This is a genomic window from Sphingobacterium spiritivorum, from assembly GCF_016724845.1.
GTDB classification, from domain to species: Bacteria; Bacteroidota; Bacteroidia; order Sphingobacteriales; family Sphingobacteriaceae; genus Sphingobacterium; species Sphingobacterium spiritivorum_A.
In genome coordinates this window covers 115,385-135,791 of the sequence record NZ_CP068082.1, presented here as the reverse complement: position 1 = coordinate 135,791, position 20,407 = coordinate 115,385, and the positions used below count along the sequence as shown (strand labels likewise).

Here is a 20,407-nt window from a genome sequence, read left to right as displayed (position 1 = left end):
GGCGGGGACGCCAACCGACGCGAGGGAGAGTTTATGCTACGGCTTATGATAGTTGAGCTGCTGCGTTTGCTGGTGTCCTCACCAGCAATGAAGTTGTTATCTATGTGCAGTGGCTATGAGTTGGCGGGGACGCCAACTGACTTAAGAGGAAGTTTATGCTATGACTTATGATAGGTAAGCCGTAGCGATTGCTGGTGTCCTCACCAGCAATGAAGTTGTTATCTATGTGCAGTGGCTATGAGTTGGCGGGGACGCCAACTGACTTAAGAGGAAGTTTATGCTACGGCTTATGATAGTTGAGCTGCTGCGTTTGCTGGTGTCCTCACCAGCAATGAAGTTGTTATCTATGTGCAGTGGCTAAGAGTTAGCGGGGACGCCAACTGACGCGAGGGAGAGTTTATGCTACGGCTTATGATAGTTGAGCTGCCGCGTTTGCTGGCTTCCTCACCAGCAATGAAGTTGTTATCTATGTGCAGTGGCTAAGAATTAGCGGGGACGCCAACTGACTTGAGAAGGAGTCTATGCTACGGTTTTCGATATATAAGTCTGCGTTTGCTGGTGTCCTCACCAGCAAAATCAGATCAGTTCTGTCTTTAAAACCTTTTACTTAAATGTTAAATAGACATTCCAAATCTGTTAACTTTAGTTATTTTTGATTATTCAATCGTGATTATATGAAGAAATTACTGAGTGTTTTATGCTTTATGCTGGCTTTGTCGGCATTTGCGCAGGAATTATATATTCCCCGAAATATTAAACTGGCTTATGAACGTGGAACGCGGAGTCTGTCCGGAGCTCCCGGACCTGCCTACTGGCAAAATAAAGGAGTATATGATGTGCAGGTGAAAGTGGATGCAAATACAAAGATTGTCAGTGGTACGGAGACTATCGTATATACCAATAACAGCCCGGATACATTGAGACAAGTGGCGATTCGCTTTGATAATAATGTACACAAACCTAATTCGCCACGAGCTGCTTATGCTGAAACTGATTTTCTGACTTCGGGATTAAAAATTCATTCTTTTGCCATGAATGGCAATCAATATGAGGTAAATGCTCAGGATTGGGGAACTGCAACCTTAGGAGCCTTCGAAGATGCCATCTTGCCTAAGGGAAAAGCGACGTTTACGATTTCATGGGAATATCCTTTATCTGTACAGAGTGACAGGGAAGGACAGGTTGATCCGGAGACATTTTATGTGGCTTATTCATATCCAAGAATTGCAGTGTATGACGATTATAACGGATGGGATATGCTGGCACACAACGGAAGACAGGAGTTCTATAATGACTTTAATGATTATACGTTTACCATTGCTGCCCCTAAAAATTATGTGGTATGGGCTACCGGTACATTTCTGAACCCGGAAGAGGTACTGATGCCTGAATTTTTGAAGCGATTCAAACAGTCATTAAGCAGTGATACACGTATGCATATTGCGAATGAACAGGAAATGAAATCGGGAAATGTAACTCAGCCAAAAGAATGGAACGTATGGAAATTTAAGGCTGATAAGGTTACGGATTTTTGTTTTGCAATGAGCAACCACTATGTATGGGATGCTGCAAGTGTTCAGCTGCCTTCTAAGCGGGTCAGTGTACAGGCTGCGTATAAATCAGGCACAAAGGATTTTGAGCAATATGTAGGGTGGGAACAATATTGTATTGACTGGTTTTCCAGGCACTGGCCGGGAGTAGAGTACCCATACACAACGATGACTGCTGTACAAGGGTTTGCGGATATGGAATACCCGATGATGATCAATGATTCGAGTGTACCGGATAATCTGCTGGATGCACGCCAGACAGTGGACCATGAGATTGCACATACATACTTTCCATTTTATATGGGTACAAATGAAGCCCGTTACGCATTTATGGATGAGGGTTGGGCTACAGCTTTTGAATACCTGATCGGACTTGATGAGAACGGTGAAGCTACTACTAAGAAGATGTTTCAGGATTTCAGAGTAAAAGGCTGGATCTCGGATCCTTCTGCTGAGCAGGATCAGCCTTTGATCTCCATGAGCTCACAGCTTAGCGGTGCGGGATACGGCAATAACTCTTATATCAAATCGGCGCTTTCTTATCTTGCTCTTAAAGATTATCTGGGGGATGCCTTATTTAAAAAAGCATTACACCATTATATGAATAACTGGAACGGTAAGCATCCGATTCCCTGGGATTACTTCTATTCAATGAATACCGGGTCAGGGAAAAACCTGAACTGGTTTTGGCAGAACTGGTTCTTCAGCAATAATTATATTGATCTGAAAATAAACACTGTCAAGTCTGTACCTGGTATTATAGAGGTGGTAGTAGACAATATCGGAGGTTTTGCAATTCCGTTTGATATGCATGTCACTTTTGCGGATGGAAAATCTGCTACAATACATTACACTCCTCAGGTATGGGAGAAAAATTCAAAACAAACAACTTTGCGTATTCCTGCCAAACAATCCTTGAAAAAAGTAGAGTTGGATGGCGGTATTTTTATGGATTATACGCCTAATGATAATGTAAAAGCACTTTAACGGAGATTTTTCTAAAGTGAAAAAGGATCTGCAAGCAAACTGCAGGTCTTTTTTTTGTTAAACATTATCAGAATAAATAAGCAATTTGTGCACCTAACCTTGTTCTGTTATTTCCGGGTACAGAAAGAGGATCAAAGGAATAGGAAGGTAGCTTATTTCTCATCTCGTAGTCAATGTCAAAAGAGAAGCGCCACGCTGTACGTTTAATTTTGTTAATATTAACACCCCATGAAGTGCCAACTTCAGTTGAAGAGGAGGCATTATACAGATAGTCATGGTATATTAAAGTTTTTGCAAATACACCTGAATTGGTGACAGGTAGAAGTAATTCCTGCGTTATCGGTAGCTTATGTCTTATACGCAGAGATCCAATTAAATCTGTTGGTTTCGTTAAGCTAAATGTTCTTTTAGCTCCCAATCCTGCAGTCATTGTGGAGATTGAGATGTGGTTTCCTGTTAATCCTTCTTTTTTATCTTCAGACTGATAACCTATTATTCCATTGAACTGATAGTTTCTCCATACTTGTGTAACATCTGCTTTTACGTATTCCTGACGATACAGATAATTATTCTTCATCAGATCATAGTTAAAATCCCGCCCGTCTATAATTCCTCCTTCTAATCCGACAGCTGTCTGATGATTCAGGTCTTTTTCTAATATCCACAATGCAGAAGCAGTATAACTATCCCTTTTATATTTATTCATTGGGATATAGGTTAATACTGAAATATTGTATTGTTTAAAAAACTGTTCTTCCTGAATGGTTGCAAGATTAACATAAAGACGCTGCTCTTTGTTTAACTGATGACGTATATGGACACTGATACCATGTCTTTTTAGGTCATTATTGTAATTGATCTCTTTAATACGTTCAATAGCATTTCCATATCCATTCATAAACCAATTTACGTATAGCGGATCTGCTGTATTTTCAGTGTATTTACTATTTTTAAATGCAACATTTACACGTTCTCTTCCATATCCGTACAAGCCTCTTAAGTGGTAGATCCATTTTTCAGTTTGATAACCTACCGATAGTGCGGTGTTGAAATTGTGATCTTTGACATCTCCTCTGGGATCATTGTTTGAAAAATTATTTCCTACCCGGTAATCGAGATCTAATGTCACAGGAACACGGTTGTTGAAAAAATTGTGCTGAATTCCTGCATCTAACTTGTAGGTATCCCGCTCATAATAATTGTTTTTTAAAGAGCCGTAATAAACAGGAGCGTCCTCATTCCACCTTGTCTGATGTCTTAATCTTGTGCTGTCTTCCATTTGTTTGGAATAGGCAAATTTACCCCAAAGCTGAGTTCCTCTCCATTCTGTTTTTCCTTCAGTTTGTACTTGCAGTTTTCTGAGCTTGGTTGCATCCTGTGAAGCAATAAAATCCCCGGTATTATAATTGCCGGCAATCAGGATCTGATTAAAGTTATTCTTTACTTCTTTTGACATCCATACACTGTTTTTGGTGGCCATCTGATAACTTCTCATATATACCGAATGTGTTGAGTAGCTAATGTTGGATATACTGTCAAAAGCAGTATTTTCCTGAGCCACAATTCTGTGAGAGGGAAGAAAAACTATCAGGCCTAAATAGAAATACTTTATGTATGCTTTCATTTGAATAGAAAAGAATAGAAAGCGTGTCTTTGTAAAAAGACACGCTCAGTTATTAGTCTGCAAATCCTCTTGGGTTTGCTTTTATTACTGTAAAATCTTCAGTTGAGTTATTTGTATCTTTCAATACTCTTCTGCCAGAAACAGTAGTCGCTGTTTTGCGCATAACAGATTGTGAAGAATAAGAACCATCTGTTGCGAATGTATATCCTGAATCAAATGCAGGAAGTAATTTTTTAGGTATACGGCTATCCGGTAGATTGGGTTGAACTTCTACTGCATCCATTAACCATGCTGACGGGATCTGTCTGTATGTTTTTGCACTTGCTGACGGAGCGACTAAAGTGGGTTCATAGTAGCTTTTCAGCGCTTCTACCGCCTGGCGTGTCTGTCCTTTAAATATAAAATAAGAATCTCTTCCCGGACTGTCCAGGATCCAGTCACGCGCTTCATAATCAATAATATCAACATTAGGCACAGAAGGGTTGTCAATATCGGATGGTAAAGGATTTACACCCGGAAGTTTACCATAATATACTTCAAAATTTGCACCGCTCAGGTCAACTGTTAATTCAGGTTTTTTAATCGGAACTTCTTTACCATCTGCTCCTATAAAAGGAATTTTATGGTTCAGAGCGTTTTGCGCAATAATAATGCTTTGACCGGGTTGTACCGGATAACTTTTCCCTGTTCCCGGAACCATAAATAAATCACGACCATATACATAATCTGTATTAGCAGCATTTCCTACAGTCATGTTAAGAGATTTGCTCCAGTCATGCTGACCATTGGCCTGTATATGAGTCGTAGCTGCTCTGGTACTCTGTCTTCCATACAAACGACCAAAATAAAGACTGTCAGCATAAAGAACCTGATCTGTATTGTTGTATATTTCTATAAACTGATCTCTGTACAGCGCACCTTCCTTGTTATCTGATCCTGCATAATAGATTTGTTTGAGTACAAATGAGCCTGTCTGACCAGCAATCAAATTAAATTCAAGTGATGTAGTGTTTATCAGAGATACTCTTTTATTGGATGCATTAAATGTAATGTCTGTTCCGGGATCTTCTCCGGCAAGGGTAGTGTACTCTTGTCTGGGAATAGTTACAGATGCATCTATGTCATATGATCCCGGTGCTAATCCGGCAATCTGAAAAGTACTTCCGTTTGCAACATATTTTGTGACAACATTTGTAGACAGATTTCTTAATGTTATCTGAATATTTTTCAAAGGAAAGGTTTTTTGAAAATCAGTATTGGAATAATTGATCTTTAAATCAACATCTATTGTTGCAACATCCGGAGTTTCCTTTTTACATGCCGCAAACGGGAGTAGTAGGATGAAAAGGTAAAGTATTTTTTTCATGTTAATAAAATATAGTGTTAAAATTTATAGGTAATCTGTGCGCCATAATTAGGTGAAGAATTAGGTGTTTTCACGGTAGTGTTTTGAACTATATAATATCTGGGCTGATAATCTAAGAAGTTGTATACATTAAAAGACAGACGTAAGTTTTTATTGATTTCTTTAGCCATACTAAGATTGAAATTGCAGAAGATACCATCGTTTTCACTATTGTAATCTTTCATTTTTTTCAGTCTTTGTTCATACAAATACAGATGTGCAGGGTTTTGAGGATCATATTTTGTCACCTCATAGTAGGTCAGATCTCTGGTGTAGTATGCGATCGGATAGTATTGGATATCTGTAAGTGAAGAATAATTAAGGAGTTGAAAATCAGCCATTATTTGTACAATAAGGCGTAATTTTGGAAAATGTGTTGTTGTACCGATACGAGCGTTGCTGAGGTAGCTGTTATTTTTAAGCGGATCAAAAATTCCGAGCGTTACATCCTTTGGATCAGAACCTGAACTATTGAAACTCTCTTCATATTTTGAATTACTTTTTGAGGTCGCTTTAGTCAGACCTCCTGCAATATTTACAGATGTGTAGAGTGCTTCAATCTTTGGAGAACTGTATAATACTTCAAACCCGTAATTATCTGTGCTTAGTGAGTTTTGAAGTGTTCTTTTATTAAGCATATAGACTTTCTCTCCAACTACTTCCACTAATGGCTTGCTTCCTGTGACAGGAGTTGCTTCATAGACCGGTAACATTAATCTTTCACGGTTAGATATGGTATTTATTCCATTTCTGTTTTGTTTCAAAAAGGCATTTACACGAACGGAGTGGTTGTATTTATTCCACATTGCTGACCCTTCTAATGTTTGCGAATACTGAGCTTTTAATTGTTCACTTGGCGGATCATACCGGTGGACATAGATTCTCGATGTACTTTCAGCTTGTTTTCCGTTGTATGCATTCAATAACAGGTATTCGGTAAATACCGGTCCAGGGTAGAGATGGGCGAGACTTGGAGCTTTAAAAGATAATCCATAAGCAAGGCCAAGCTGTAGATCTTTGCTGGGTCTGTAACTGATATTTGTGCGGGGTGAAAAGGATTGATGACCATTTTGTGTATCCCATCTTACTCCGGCTGATACAGCAAGCGGATTGCCAAAAACGGATGCTTTGAACTGATCTTCAAGATATAGTCCTAAATTCTTTACAGGCGTAAGGAGAGAGAAGTCGTAATACCTTTCTGTATTAAGGCTTAAGCCTTTATTGGGTCTGCTGGGGTCAGCCAGTCTTCCTTTTCCATTATTTATAGAATAATCCGCATTGACACCAAAATTGATGTTGTGTGTTAAGTTCCCAATCTTCCAAACCGCATTGGTTTCTAATCTACCGGTTAGATTTAAGGGCCTTCCATCCACATGGTCAACAGCAGTATATTGACCTTTGTCATAATTTCCTTCTACGATTCCAGTTTGTAACGCGTCTGTATAAAGTACAAAAGCGTCATTGTAATAATACTCTTTATAAGATTGCTGATGAGCTGTGCTAACGCCTAAATTTAATCCAAAACGTTTGAAAAAACTGTTATTAATCTGATAACTGGTTCTGCTTGATGCATTAAAGTTCCAGTTGCCATATTTTACTATAGTAGATTGCGTATCATCTTCATCTTTGGCTACTCCATCCAGCACTTTGTTGTACGTGCCCTGCAGAGTATGTTTCCATTGTTTTTTATTCCCGAATCTGGTCGTCCAGATTACAGTACCGTTAATTCTGCGATACTGTTTGATCTTATCGCGGTTGTCTGCAAAGGAATTGACATATCCCATATCCACATTTAGATCACCTAAAGCAGGACTCAGACTGAATCCTTTGGAAAAACCATATGAGGTCGCATTATTTCTGCTTTGAAGACGAACAAACGCTGGAGTTTTACCGGCTTGTCTCTCAATAATAATTGCCCCATCAGATATATCTCCATAGCGTACCGGAGCAACACCGGAGATAACTTCTATACGTTCGATATTCTCTGTCGGTATTTGTCTTAAATCTATTCCTCCAAAACTGCTCTCTCCGCTGTAGCTGGTTGCCGTAGCAGCGCGATTTCCGGTCAGGTTGTATTCGGATTGTGATACCGCCAGGTTAGAACCGCTCAATCCAAAAATACCTGGATTTCTGCTTTGCATATTTGCATTGTTACTCATCGCAATATCATCCATAATAATGGCGACACCGAAAGCATTGCTCATCCCGTGCACATTTCTAAATCGACCCGAGGTTTCTTCAAATGCTCCTCTCAAAGTTATGTTCTGCATCTCCTGTACAGATGGGGCAGAGACTTTCCTGTTGGGTAATAAGTTGAGCAGATCGTTCAGACTCAACGATGGATACCGCTCAATCATATCTCTGTCAATGAGGAGAGAGGAATTACTCTGAGATCCTTTAGTAGCCTGCACAGATACTTCCTCTAAAGCCAGACTATTGTTATATAGAGTAACTGGGGGAATTGTACTTATGTTATTGAAGTTGTACTCCCGTTCAATGGTCTTCTTTCCTAAGAATGAAAACCGGATGGTATAACTGGAAGGGATTGCTCCGTTTAACTGAATACTGTATGATCCTTTCTCATCAGAACGTGTATCCAGTCCAATTTCTAAAATCTGTATATTGGCAAAAGCGAGTGGTTTGGATTGTTCGTCAGTTAGTGTACCTTTTATTGTCTTTTGTTGTGCGTACAATTTATTTGGCGTTCCTATAACGGAGATGACCTCAAGTACAAAGAACAAATATATAGGCAGAAAACGAAACATACAGAAAAGTTTGGGTTAACCTCTATTTTAAATTAATCTAAATAGACGGCAAAAGTACGCAAAGAAACAGATTAGTTGCAAATTATTTATACTAAATCTAAATAAAAAAGTTAATTTTGTGCCCAGAAACGTCGAAAAATGAGGATTGGTATTATCTTGAGCTTAATAATTGGTTTTGTAGTGTTGCTTTCTTTTAAAGGATTTGATTCACAACACGAACAAATAGGAGTGGATTCTTTACGGTCCTTATATCAGCGTCCGGTTGGAGAATGGCCGAGACCTGTTATAGATTCGGGGGTGAAATGGGAAGAATTCAAATCTCTGCCTAACTTTGATACCGGATATTTTGCTATGATGGAACGCCCGGAAGTGATACTGGGTAAAAATCTTTTTTTCGATCCCATATTGTCCGGCTCTAATCAGATATCGTGTAGTTCCTGTCACAATCCGCAAACCTCATGGGCAGATAAAGTACAGGTGCCTGTAGGACATGATCATTTGAGCGGCAACCGCAATACACCTTCTCTTCTGAATGCACATTCCCGTAAAACCTTTTTCTGGGACGGACGAGCCGCTACGTTAGAAGAGCAGGTACTGGGGCCGATTCAGGCATATAATGAAATGGCAATGGATGCTTCTCAGCTTCCGGCCAAACTTCAGCAGTATAAAGCTTATCGGGAACTGTTTCAAAAGGCTTTCGGAACAGATGTTATTACTTTCAATATGATTACTCAGTCTCTGGCAGCGTTTCAGAATACCATATCCAGCCGGAGAAGCCGGTTTGACCGGTTTTTAGATGGCGAATATAAGTATCTTTCGGATCAGGAAATCAGTGGTCTTCATCTTTTCCGAACCAAAGCGCGTTGTATGAATTGCCATAACGGGCAGTATTTTACAGATGAGGATTTTCATAATATCGGTTTGACTTATTACAAACGGAAGTATGAAGATCTGGGACGTTATCATGTAACACATAATCCGGAGGATGTGGGTAAATTTCGTACACCATCGTTGCGGGATGTAATGAGTACAAACCCTTGGATGCACAATGGATTATTTTGGGATATCACAGGATTGCTGAATATGTATAATAGTGGTATGCAGATGAATAGTGCCACTGCCGAGCAGAAGGCCAAAGATCCGATGTACCCGGTGACTGATCCGCTGATGAAGCCTTTAAAACTGACTAAAGAAGAGATACAGGATGTCGCTGCATTCCTCAATGCCATCACAGCCACGGACTATAAGATGCGCAGACCGGATAAGTTGCCAAGAGATTAGCTAATCCGGATTTGTTTATCACTTTCTTAAAAAAATATTTAGAGCGTATCAGAAAAATACGCTCTTACCATTTTCTCAGTTGATAAGCAGCATCCCAAAAGTCGTATTCCAGTCGGGAAGCCGTCACAAAGGCTTCCGTCATTTTTAGACGTGTGTCCATGGTTGCTGTTGCTGCTACCCTGTCACATATTACGATTGCCTTTCGGACCTCTTCTCCGAATTCTTCACCTGCATAGGTGTCTATCCATTTCTGATAAGGATTATTTTCCTGTCGTTGATGTGTATAGATATAATCGCCTACCTGTTTGTAAATCCAGAAACAGGGAAGTAAGGCGGCAATTCCTACTTCGACTGCATCCAATGCTGCGGTACTTTTCAAGAAGTGAATGTAGTGATGACATGCCGGCTGGATCTGTCCGCGCTCCGTAACACCAAAATCTTTAAAATAAGACTCATGCAGGGCATTTTCAACAATAATTGCATTGGCTCCGAAGCGCATAAAGGCCAGTGCATCCTGTATGTGATCTGCTCGTGCTCCGATAAGAGATAATGCTCTTCCGAAATGTTCCAGATAAGCGGAATCCTGTGCCATATAGAACTGAAACTTTTCAACAGCTAGGGTGCCATTCCTTAATTCAGTGATAAAAGGCATCTGCAATATATTCGTATAGACCGGCTGGATTGTTTTCCAGGCTTGTTCAGACCAGTTCATGTTTGATAAGTTTTTGAGGGTTGAAAAAATGATTGAGAGGGCCGTTACCTTTTCCGGTCTGTACGTCTTTCCCGTTGAGGATGGCCTGATGTACATAGTCCTGTCCCAGTCTGACAGCATCAGCCAGACTTTCTCCTCTGGCCAGATAACTTGCGATAGCAGAAGACAGGGTGCACCCCGAACCGTGCGTATTGTTAGTTTCGAATTTTTCAAATTCGAATGTTTGCACTGATCCCGATTGATCGAAGAAGAGAGAGGTCAGCATAGAGGTTTGTAAATGTCCTCCTTTTAATAATACCGACTGACAGCCAAGTTTTAATATTTTTTCACCGGCGATATACATATCATCCAGTGTTTTTACTTCCATTTCGGCTAATATAGCCGCCTCATCCATATTTGGTGTAAGGACTGTCGTGATAGGGAAAAGCTGTTCGACAAGGGTAAGGATAGTGCTTTCCTCGATCAGCTTGTGTCCGCTTGTAGCGACCATGACCGGATCAAAAACTACTGGTGTAGCAGGATAGAGACCTAAGGTATCTGTTATAATCTGAACCAGTTCAGAGGTGTGAACCATTCCTATTTTTATGGCTTTAGGAAAGATGTCGTCCAGGATAGTTTGTATCTGCTCACGTACAGCCACATCAGGGATTGGATAAATGCTGCGTACTCCCTGTGTATTTTGTACCGGAAGTGCGGTCAGGACAGAGGTAGCGTAACATCCGAGTGCGGAAAAAGTCTTCATATCGGCTTGTATGCCGGCACCGCCACTTCCGTCAAATCCGGCAATACTGAGTACGGGGATATAGTTGTATGTGGTATTCATGCTATTAAAATCTTGTTTTTAAGTTCGTATGCAGCCTGCTTCGGATCTGACGCTGCGCAAATTGCAGATACTACAGCTATAGCATCTGCTCCAGCCTGTAAGACTGAAGCGATATTCTGTAAATTCATATGGCCTATTGCAATCAGTGGTTTGTCACTGCGTTGCCGGATCTGTTGTATGCCTTCCAGTCCCCATTCAGTCACAGTGTCGGTTTTGGTGTCGGTGACGAATATCGGACTGATGCCCAGATAATCTGCCGTAGCCGTTTCAGGATTATCCAATTGCTCGAGGTATTCAATAGAATAACCCAGACAGCTACAGTCGGGCCATTTATCCCGGATCACTGTAGGCGGAGTATCGCTGTTGCCGACATGTATACCAAATGCATTTACTTCGATAGCAACTCTTAGATTGTCATTGATGATAAGCGGAATCCGATGCTTTTCTGTGATTTCTTTCAACCGTAAGGCTTTCTCTATAAATTCGGGAGTTGAAGCATACTTCTCCCGGAGCTGAATAATGTCCACACCTCCGAGTATGGCCTGTTCAGCTACATGAAGAATATCTTTACCCTGACAGTCGGCTTCTGAGATAACAAGGTAAAGCGGATACGGAAATCCGGGATGTATCGACATCAGTTTTGAACTTTTAATGTTTCGTTAAACTGTTGCTCCGTGATATTATAAAGTATATCCAGTATATTGACCTGCAGGGATCCGGGTCCTGTGCTGATCTGCTGCGCCAGTTCTCCTGCAATACTGAATAAGGCTGTAGCTGCAGCTGTTGCTTCAACTTTATCTTCTATTACACCTATAAATGCTCCGATCACTGCTGTCGCACTGCAACCTAGTCCGGTAACCCGAGTCATCAGCGGATGGCCGTTGGAGATACGGATTGTCCGTTCTTCTCCGACAATAATATCCGTTTCTCCGGATATGCAGACTACGCTGCCAAAGGATTGTTGTAATTGTCTGGCGGCTTCCAGCGCTTCGTCACTTTGATTACTGCTATCTACACCTTTTGTAGGGGAGGTGTTGGTCTTGGCCAATGCCATGATCTCAGAGGCATTTGCACGGATTACGGAAGGTCTGTAAGGGAGTAATTCAGCGAGTATCTGATCGCGGTAAGGTGTCGCTCCGGCACCTACAGGATCCAGTATCCAGGGTTTTTCCAGTTCGATAGCGGTTTCAATAGCCAGTTTCATGGAAGTCGTTTTGTATTCATCCAATGTGCCGATATTGATGACCAGAGATTGGCAGATACTGACCATATCCCTGACTTCGCTGTGTGCATGTGCCATAATAGGAGATGCACCGATAGCCAGCAAAGCATTGGCTGAATTGTTCATGACAACATAATTGGTGATATTATGCACGAGTGGCGCTTGTTTGCGTACTTCGAGAATGTGTTTCCAGAGCATTTTTCTTCTGTTTCAATGTGATGAATAAATACAAAAATGGCTTGAGGAAATTTCCGAACGGAAGCAGATAGGATAAGACTATAATCTGTCTTATGCGCTTTTCCCTACGCCGGTGTAAGCCGGATCAGGTTCAAAGGGACTGTCTCAATTCTTTTTCAGAATACCCCTAAAGCCAGTACTAAGGTAGTAAATATCTGCAGGGAAAGCAAGAAGCAACAATCTTTGTCATTGAATTTGTGTTGCTCAGGATCGTAATTGGAGGGCAGATGATTGATTCCTCACCATAATAATTTACTTTTTCTAGCTACAAAAAGTATCTTTGTCTGTCCATGTATTTAATAAAACGTATCCATACCACTTTTAAGAAAAATAGTATACTGTTACTTGATAAGCTGCATCAGTCTTTTTTTCGTTTTATTCCGGCCAAAACTTTTAAATATGGCTTTTGCGGAGGGAGTGTATCGGCATTGAATATTTTTATTTACTTTATCTCCTACAACTTCATCCTGCAAAAACAGATTGTACACATCAATAATCATATTGCAGTCAGCCCGCATATCTTTGCTTTTATTATCGCATTTGCCGTTAGCTTTCCGATTGGCTTTTATCTGAATATGTACGTTGTTTTTCAGGAAGCCAACAGACGGAAACGGATACACCTTTTTCGTTATTTTCTGGTAGTATTACTCTGTATCTTGCTGAATTACTGGTTGATCAAATTGTTTGTTGAAGAGTTCCATATTTATCCTACTCCTTCAGCAATGCTGACAACCGTGATCGTAACTGTAGTGAGTTATACCTTACAAAAAACCTTTTCTTTCAAAGGAAAGAAAAGGCTGATCGCTGAGCAACAATATTAGGTTTTGGCATTACTATCTTTTTTATCTGGAGTAAAGATTCAGCAAAGGAATATCCAGTTTTAAGCCCAGGCTAAATACCCATGCATCTATAACACGGGTATTCATTTTTGTGTTCTGTGTCTCATCATAATAAGATTTTAGCGGAATTCCTTTTCCTCCTGCAAAAATGACTAATGGTGTATTTTTGATGCTGTATAAAAGATTTAATCCCGGACTGAATACCTCTGTGAAATGAACTTCCTTATTGTAGGCTGAATCCGGTGTAACTAAATAATGGTTGACAATATTACCGAGATCAAGAAGTTGTGCATGGAGGTTGACATGTTTAAACAAGCCATTGTTTTTATATGTTATTCCTATTGGAGCTGTGATACCTCCTGTAAACTGCTTACTTAGGGAAGCATATTTGTGGGTAAACAGTTTTCCTCCGAAAGCACCCACATATGCATTCAGATCTACAGATGTTTTCATTTTTTGTTTTAGCTTATAGGAGGTAGGAGGGAGTGCATACGATTCGATTACCTGCGCTAAAGCATTGGCATCCTGAGTCGCCATTACATCGCCGAAGAAGCTGGTGAGTTTGAGTAACTGTTCTCCATATTTATGGAGATAGGTACTTCCGAATTGAGAAGAATCATTGCTGTAGATGAATCGTTGAATATTTTTTATATCATCTACAGATAGTTTTTTACTGTATGTAATTATACTTTCCTGAAGAGCTTTTATGTCTGATTGCAAAACTATTTTATCATAAAGATTCATCATTTCAAAGAATGCGAGATTCTTTTCATCTACAGCACTTTTTATAAGAAACTTAATCTTATCATCCACAAGTAGTGCATTTAGAGAAGTTTCAAGAGATTGTTTTAATACTTTTCTTTTTTCCTTTTCATTCAGATGCCCGGTTATTAATGCTATTCTTTTTATTTGTTCCAGTTCTTTTTTGGTAAGAGTTATGGGATCGGAATTATTCGTCTTCCAATATTTAACCTCCAGTGCATCTTTTGTTTGTTGTATAGCTAGTTGAGATATCCCGGGGAGGGTAAATTTTGTTTTGAAAATTTCCTTTTCGCCTCCGGATTTAAGGATCAGAAAATTGTCTTTTATATTCAAAGACATCTTATTTAAATCTGCTGATTCATATTTATTTCCATAAAATTGATCTGCAAGTTTAAGAGTCTTCTGCGTAGCAGCTGTAAAGTTCTTCTGCTGGATATCTTCTATTATACCAAGTATATGCTGAACACTTTCTAGATGTTTACTCATTGGAGAATTGCTTACTCCACCGGTGTAAGGTGTAATATCTATGCCTTTGATGACCTGATCCAATACTTTCCAGATACTGGTAAGGGATTGTCCTGTATTATCAGACTTATCCGATTTCAGTAATTGCTGCTGCTCCTGGTTGATCTTATCAAACTGATTGAGCGATATCAACAGGTTACTCATCCATTTGATAATATTCTGATAATCTTTTGCCTGATTGTCGTTGTTTTTGTACAGATCAGAAAACTCCGAACCATACTTTAATCCTAATAATTCTATAAATGTATTCCATTGATTTCGATCCAGCGTTTTTAACTCTTCATAAGATAACAGACGATAGGTAGGCTTGTTGTCTACTGTATGCAGGGTGAAGAGTTCGTTTGTTGCTATATAGAGTACGACAAAAGATTTGCGTAAAGATTTAGATAACTCTGTATCGTTATTTTTTGCGTATGCCGGATTGAGATAAAAATTCCGGATAATGTCTCTGTAGTTATAGCGTTCCATAATCAGACTATTGAGATCATATCCAAAATCCACAGCGATTTTCAGGTCTTTTTGTTTATCAGCCGGTAAGGTTTGTTTTATCCAATTGCCGTTAACCAGATTTTTGGGCATTTTTACAAAATCATTAGCGATTGCATAGCGCCATGATTTACCAAAATTGGCGGTATGGTATTCTTCCAGATTATCCAGAAGAGCAATTGTTTCGGGAAACGTGTCATAAATAAGGGGATTTTTGACTCGTTCACGCAATTGATCCATAAACCAAATTGCGGCTTCCTGTTTTGCTCTTTTTGCCAGAAAAATAGCCATAGCCTCGATCATCTGTGATTGACTGGGGATATTAAGTCCACTGTAAGACAGGCTTTGTTGTGCATTTTGCGAGGCTGTTATAATGGAGATTTGAGTATTCTGGTTATTTTTTGTTTCTGCTGAATATTCAACATATTGTTTTAACTCTAAGGAAGGGGTATATTCATTAATAAGTTTTCTTGTGGCTGCCCGGAGTTCTGATTTATAGAGACTATCTTTTTTTGTTATTTCTTTTTGAAGAGGATCCGGTTTTTCGATGCTTAATTGTTCATTTTCAATAATATTTTTTAAACAATTGAAAAATTGTTTAAGCGAATCATTTGAGTATAAGTCAATGTTATGAGCTGTAGTAGTTTCTAAAAATTGCTGACTATTTATTTTGCTTGCCAGCTGCTTAAGAACTAGCTTCTTTTTTACTTTATATACACTATCAACTTTTGTAGAATCTATTTTTATACTATCTAATTCAGATTTTAAACTGTTCCATTTTGAAATACTATTGTTAAGATTAAATAGGGCTATTTTTAAACTGTCAATCTCTTTTTTTGTCTCTCTTAAATTATTTATCAAAGTATCACTTTTTATTTTAGTTGACTTTTCCTTATTCGTTTTGATGAGATCTTCTAAAATTTCAATTTTATCATTTTCATAGTTCCGTATAAAATTAGAACTATTTTTATAAAGTGTGTCAATAAATAAACTTTCAGTTTTGACTTTTCCTATCTGTTGTGTAAGGGCTTGATAAATACGGTCTTTTGTTATTATATCAGAATTACTATTGGCTATTAATTTACTCAGATAGAATAAATTATATAATGGTAATTCTTTTTCAGATGGAAATGTGGTTGATGTGTTTGAATTACTCTCTTTACCAGTGCCGGAAGATTGGGCGAATGTATACGCACAAAAAATGAAAAAGAGCACCATTAAGCAAATGGACCTGTTCATAACTAATGAATTTAAGTTAAATAATTTCGCTCCGTTGAAGAAAGAGCATCGTTAATAATTGTATTTCTAAGTTAAGGTTGTTTTTGTTAATTTACAAATTAAATTTTTGTTAATATTTAATTGTAAGTTGTCTTAATCAGATGGTAGTTTTTGCTTGCTTTTATCCCTCTTTCTAGCATATACATGGGTATAGCTTATACTTAGAATTGTTAATTTGTTATCAGGAGTATTTTATGAGAAAATGAAGAAGATAAAACTTGCCACAGGATATAAAACAATTTTATCTATTCAGTGTGTGGCAAGGCCTTAAAGCTGTTCAGGCTTGCAGGCCTGAACAGCTTCTTATTATAACCTTATTTTGTTGATTTAGTTATAGTATAACGGGGTGAAACCTGATCTGTCATATCCAGTACAATATCATATATTCCTTCCTGAACTTTGATATCATATCCGTTATACGTCAGTTCTCCGGTATTATTCAGCGCATAGCTGTTGCTAGGATCATTGTTAAGGCGGAATCTCAGATCGCCCGTATTCAGTGCGTAATTATTCAGGTAGTAAATATTGGGTTTGTCCTTATCTCTGTTCAACGGAATATCCAGACCTTCCGATCCGTTGGGAGTAGCGGAGCCTGCTATTCCCCAGACAAAAGTGTTGCTTACTTTTTTGCCGCCTATTGTATTCCCGTTCGGAAAGTTGATAATCAGGGAATCAATGTCTCCTGTAGGAGTAGGTTTGAATGTAAATGTAAAATTGTCATTCAACTGGAATTTATTCGCAGATATCGGGAAAAGTTGATTGCGCGGATAATTCCGCTCATTAAATATAACCAGTCCGTCGATAATCTTAACACAAAAATCATGATCTTTTGATGAATAAAGGCCTTCAAGTTTTTTCAAAGAATCATTCGATACAGGCGTATTCTGTGGAATCTGGTAAGGTTTGTCATATAGAATAGAGGTAATTTTACTCGTTATGAAATCCACGGGATTCATTTCCGCATTACAGAGAAGGATAACGGTAATATCATCTTCTGGAAGATTAAAATATCTGCATCTGTAGCCGGGACCACCACCGCTGTGACCTATTCTTTTTTTACCATACAGGGAGTCAATTTCATAACCGAGGCCATAATGTTTGTCCTGATAAGGTATCTGTGCCTTGTCCAGAGTAGCTTGCTTCAGAATTTTATTGTTTTTCATGCCCCTGTTGAACTTCCACAGATCTTCTACAGTAGAGTACATGGCTCCGGCACCGAAAGGATGTGCCGTTTTAAAGCGTAAGGCTTCATTGGAATGTTTATCCGATAAGAATTCATATCCCATTGTTTTATTTTCGTTCTGCAGCGTTTTTAAGTCAAAGCCGCTATTTGTCATCTGCAGGGGTTTGAAAATATAGGTGCTTATTGCTTTGTCATAATCCATTCCGCTGACTTTTCTGATAACATAGCCCAGCAGGTAATAGTTGGAGTTGGAATAATTCCAACCGGTATTAGGTGTGAAATCGAGCTTTTTACCCGAAATAAAAGGTAAAAACGTCTCTTCATTGATCGTATAATCCGCATCATCTGCGCCCGGTATTCCGGAAGTATGATTCAGCAGATTTTCAATATTTATCTGATCTCCTTCCGGCAATCCCGGGAAATATTTGGAGAGCTTGTCCGATAAAGAAAGTTTACCTTGTTCTGCTAATTTGAGAATGACAGTTGATGTGAAAATTTTAGTTGTAGAATATATTGTATAGATACTGTTATTAGTGTTCTTTTCCCTTTTCGGACCGTTTTTATAGCCATAACTTTTTTCGAAAATTATTTTACCTTTTTCTGCTACAAGGACGGTTCCGTTAAATTGGGATGCCTTTTCATAATGGGTGAGAAGTTCATCTATACGCTTGCTTTTTTGACCATACAATTGTACCTGAATACCAAGTATTAATATAAAAGGGATCAGAATATTTTTCATAGAAGAATTATAAAAGCCTGCAACTGTAATTTTTGCTTATACTAATATATGAAAAATACTTCATCCGGACATTGGCTGATCATAACCAAGACCGGGCTACTTCCAATCCCTTTCTTATCCTGAATATCCTAAGCAAAATACGGAAGTATATCTTCCAGACAGCTTAATTCAACGAACTGCGGATGCTCGAGGCGATGTTCATGCTGTTCATGCGTCCAGGTGACATGATAGGGGATATGTGCCGCATGTCCTCCGATCTCCAGTACCGGAAGGATATCCGATTTAATCGAATTGCCGAGCATCAGAAAGTGTTGAGGCTGACAATCCAGATGCTTCAGGAGTTTCTGATAATCAGGAATCTGTTTGTCGCTCATAATTTCGATATGATGGAAATAGTTTTCTAATCCTGATTTTTTCAATTTGCGCTCCTGATCCAGCAAATCTCCTTTGGTTGCCATCACCAGTTTGTACCTGCCCTGCAGTTGCTGAAGAGTTTCTTCTACTCCCGGTAACAGTTCTATGGGTCTTTGTAAAAGATCCTGACCTAATGCGATTGCCTTTTCTATAAGCGTAAAAGATGCTGTTCCCTGCGATACATGTGCGAAGGTTTCAATCATACACAGCATAAATCCCTTTACCCCATAACCATAGAGGTGCAGGTTTTTCATTTCTGTACGAAAGAGCTCCTGTGAGATGGTATGATGAGGCAGATAGTCTTGCAGAAGATTGCAAAATTCTTTTTCCGTTTCCTGAAAATAAGGTTCATTGACCCAAAGTGTGTCATCTGCATCAAAAGCGATAACCTGTATTTGATTTTTCATGTTTAATCTTTACTTTTCACTTGCGAAGTTGCACATATAAATAATTTCAAAAAAGGACATTTGTCCCAAGCCATATGCTACGAACTAATCTGGATCTTTTATCCTATATCAGCGGTCTTTACAACGGTCAGGATCGTAAAGACGATATTATCTTACGCAAATTTGAAAAGGGACAACTGCTGTTGCAGCAGGGAGATACCTTGTCCAGACTCTTTATTGTGAATGATGGTATTACGAAGTGTTATTTCCGGGAGGAGAATGGTAAGGAATTCGTGGTTGAATTTTTGGGGAAAGGGGAAATACTGGGCGAAGTAGAGGTCATCAGTCGCATCAATTGTTTGTGTAGTATAGAGGTACTCGCTGAAACAGAAGCTTTTTCTATTGCTGTACCGTATTTCAGAATGTTGCTGGAAAAAGATATCGTATTTAACCGGCTACTTATGGAATCGTTTTCCAACCGTATTGTAAATACCAGTAGCCGGGCTTCTTTCCAGCAATTATATACGGTCGAATACAATCTTTCCAAATTGTTGCAGCTGCAGTCAGATCAGCAACTGGATATCTCCAAAGAGGATATGGCCGCTTATCTCGGTATTACCATACGAAGTCTGAACAGAACATTGAAGAGTATGAAATAAGTATCTGGGAGATAATAAAAAATAGTATCTTTAACACACTAACCAGTAACATCAACCTTATGAAAACAATCTTTATTAGTCCGCTGATTGCAATGTGCGTATTGGCTTCCTGCAACAATACTCCTGAGGAAAAAATAAACACGCTGTCCGGCAGCTGGAAATTGATCGAGAGTAAAACGATAAAAGAAAAGGATACCACCGTAGCTTTTACGGATACCAGTAAAACGGAGATGATCAAAATGTTTAATGATACTGATTTTGCTTTTTTCAACCATGACAAGAGTAAAGGCAAAGACAGTACAGCTCTCTTTGTGAGCGGATCAGGCAAATATATTCTGAAAGGAGATCAGTATCGGGAGAACCTGCAGTATTGCAGTCTGCGGGATTGGGAAGGTAAAAGTTTTGATTTTACGCTGACGATGAAAGGAGATACACTGATTCAGAAAGGAATCGAACATATTCCGGAATTAAATGTGGATCATGAAATCATTGAAAGTTATATCCGGATAAGATAACAGAGGCCGAAATAT

The 20,407-nt window shown here is 39.0% G+C and carries 15 protein-coding genes and 1 riboswitch; of the genes, 5 read left to right on the top strand and 10 right to left on the bottom strand.

From position 1 onward, the window contains the following. Positions 1-674 precede the first annotated feature (674 nt). Positions 675-2,537 (top strand): M1 family metallopeptidase, encoded by a 1,863-nt coding sequence (locus tag I6J03_RS00645; RefSeq protein WP_003007279.1) that lies wholly within the window; start codon positions 675-677, stop codon positions 2,535-2,537. Between the two features lie 67 nt (positions 2,538-2,604). Here I6J03_RS00645 and I6J03_RS00640 read toward each other — a convergent pair whose 3' ends face one another. From I6J03_RS00640 to I6J03_RS00630, 3 genes are read right to left on the bottom strand one after another with little or no spacing between them, the layout of a single operon-like run. After that, positions 2,605-4,161, bottom strand: a complete 1,557-nt coding sequence (locus I6J03_RS00640; RefSeq protein WP_003007277.1) for a DUF6850 family outer membrane beta-barrel protein — start codon at positions 4,159-4,161, stop codon at positions 2,605-2,607. Between the two features lie 52 nt (positions 4,162-4,213). Further along, positions 4,214-5,527: a DUF4876 domain-containing protein gene (locus I6J03_RS00635; RefSeq protein ID WP_003007275.1), complete on the bottom strand. Its 1,314-nt coding sequence runs from the start codon at positions 5,525-5,527 to the stop codon at positions 4,214-4,216. 17 nt (positions 5,528-5,544) lie between these two features. Continuing rightward, positions 5,545-8,331 carry a TonB-dependent receptor gene (locus I6J03_RS00630; RefSeq protein ID WP_003007274.1) on the bottom strand — a complete coding sequence of 929 codons (2,787 nt, stop codon included), beginning with the start codon at positions 8,329-8,331 and terminating at the stop codon, positions 5,545-5,547. 156 nt (positions 8,332-8,487) lie between these two features. On the opposite strand from I6J03_RS00630, the gene I6J03_RS00625 reads away from it, so the two are divergent. Continuing rightward, entirely contained in the window at positions 8,488-9,612 is a 1,125-nt protein-coding gene (locus I6J03_RS00625; RefSeq protein WP_232279713.1) for a cytochrome-c peroxidase, read from the top strand. Between the two features lie 64 nt (positions 9,613-9,676). Here the strand turns inward: I6J03_RS00625 and tenA are convergent, their stop codons facing one another. Genes tenA through thiM form a run of 4 tightly spaced genes read right to left on the bottom strand, consistent with a single transcriptional unit; the run spans position 9,677 to position 12,567 of the window. Then, positions 9,677-10,324 (bottom strand): thiaminase II, encoded by a 648-nt coding sequence (gene tenA, locus I6J03_RS00620; protein WP_003007270.1) that lies wholly within the window; start codon positions 10,322-10,324, stop codon positions 9,677-9,679. Continuing rightward, on the bottom strand, positions 10,311-11,147 hold the full coding sequence (gene thiD / locus I6J03_RS00615; RefSeq protein ID WP_003007267.1) for a bifunctional hydroxymethylpyrimidine kinase/phosphomethylpyrimidine kinase: 837 nt from the start codon (positions 11,145-11,147) through the stop codon (positions 10,311-10,313). Before thiD ends, tenA begins: the two co-directional genes overlap by 14 nt. After that, positions 11,144-11,782, bottom strand: coding sequence for a thiamine phosphate synthase (thiE, locus tag I6J03_RS00610; RefSeq protein WP_003007265.1), 639 nt, complete (start codon positions 11,780-11,782; stop codon positions 11,144-11,146). The genes thiD and thiE overlap by 4 nt, the downstream gene beginning before the upstream one ends. Next, on the bottom strand, positions 11,782-12,567 hold the full coding sequence (gene thiM / locus I6J03_RS00605; protein WP_003007263.1) for a hydroxyethylthiazole kinase: 786 nt from the start codon (positions 12,565-12,567) through the stop codon (positions 11,782-11,784). Before thiM ends, thiE begins: the two co-directional genes overlap by 1 nt. Before the next feature lie 84 nt (positions 12,568-12,651). Continuing rightward, positions 12,652-12,745, bottom strand: a riboswitch (TPP riboswitch). Between the two features lie 151 nt (positions 12,746-12,896). On the opposite strand from thiM, the gene I6J03_RS00600 reads away from it, so the two are divergent. Then, the gene (locus I6J03_RS00600; protein WP_003007261.1) at positions 12,897-13,427 is read left to right on the top strand and encodes a GtrA family protein; all 531 of its coding nucleotides are present in this window, start codon (positions 12,897-12,899) and stop codon (positions 13,425-13,427) included. A gap of 21 nt (positions 13,428-13,448) precedes the next feature. On the opposite strand, the gene I6J03_RS00595 is transcribed toward I6J03_RS00600, so the two are convergent. The 3 genes from I6J03_RS00595 to I6J03_RS00585 form a co-directional block, all read right to left on the bottom strand. Next, positions 13,449-16,436 (bottom strand): synaptonemal complex protein 1, encoded by a 2,988-nt coding sequence (locus tag I6J03_RS00595; RefSeq protein WP_003007259.1) that lies wholly within the window; start codon positions 16,434-16,436, stop codon positions 13,449-13,451. A gap of 374 nt (positions 16,437-16,810) precedes the next feature. Continuing rightward, on the bottom strand, positions 16,811-18,418 hold the full coding sequence (locus tag I6J03_RS00590) for a serine hydrolase (protein ID WP_003007257.1): 1,608 nt from the start codon (positions 18,416-18,418) through the stop codon (positions 16,811-16,813). 128 nt (positions 18,419-18,546) lie between these two features. Then, a complete protein-coding gene (locus I6J03_RS00585; protein WP_003007255.1) occupies positions 18,547-19,239 on the bottom strand; it encodes an HAD family hydrolase in 693 nt (230 codons plus the stop codon). 74 nt (positions 19,240-19,313) lie between these two features. Between I6J03_RS00585 and I6J03_RS00580 the strand changes: the two genes are divergently transcribed. Together I6J03_RS00580 and I6J03_RS00575 are read left to right on the top strand one after the other, a co-directional pair. Next, entirely contained in the window at positions 19,314-19,877 is a 564-nt protein-coding gene (locus I6J03_RS00580) for a Crp/Fnr family transcriptional regulator (RefSeq protein ID WP_003007253.1), read from the top strand. Positions 19,878-19,936: 59 nt separating this feature from the next. Continuing rightward, the gene (locus tag I6J03_RS00575) at positions 19,937-20,392 is read left to right on the top strand and encodes a DUF5004 domain-containing protein (RefSeq protein ID WP_003007251.1); all 456 of its coding nucleotides are present in this window, start codon (positions 19,937-19,939) and stop codon (positions 20,390-20,392) included. Positions 20,393-20,407 lie beyond the last annotated feature (15 nt).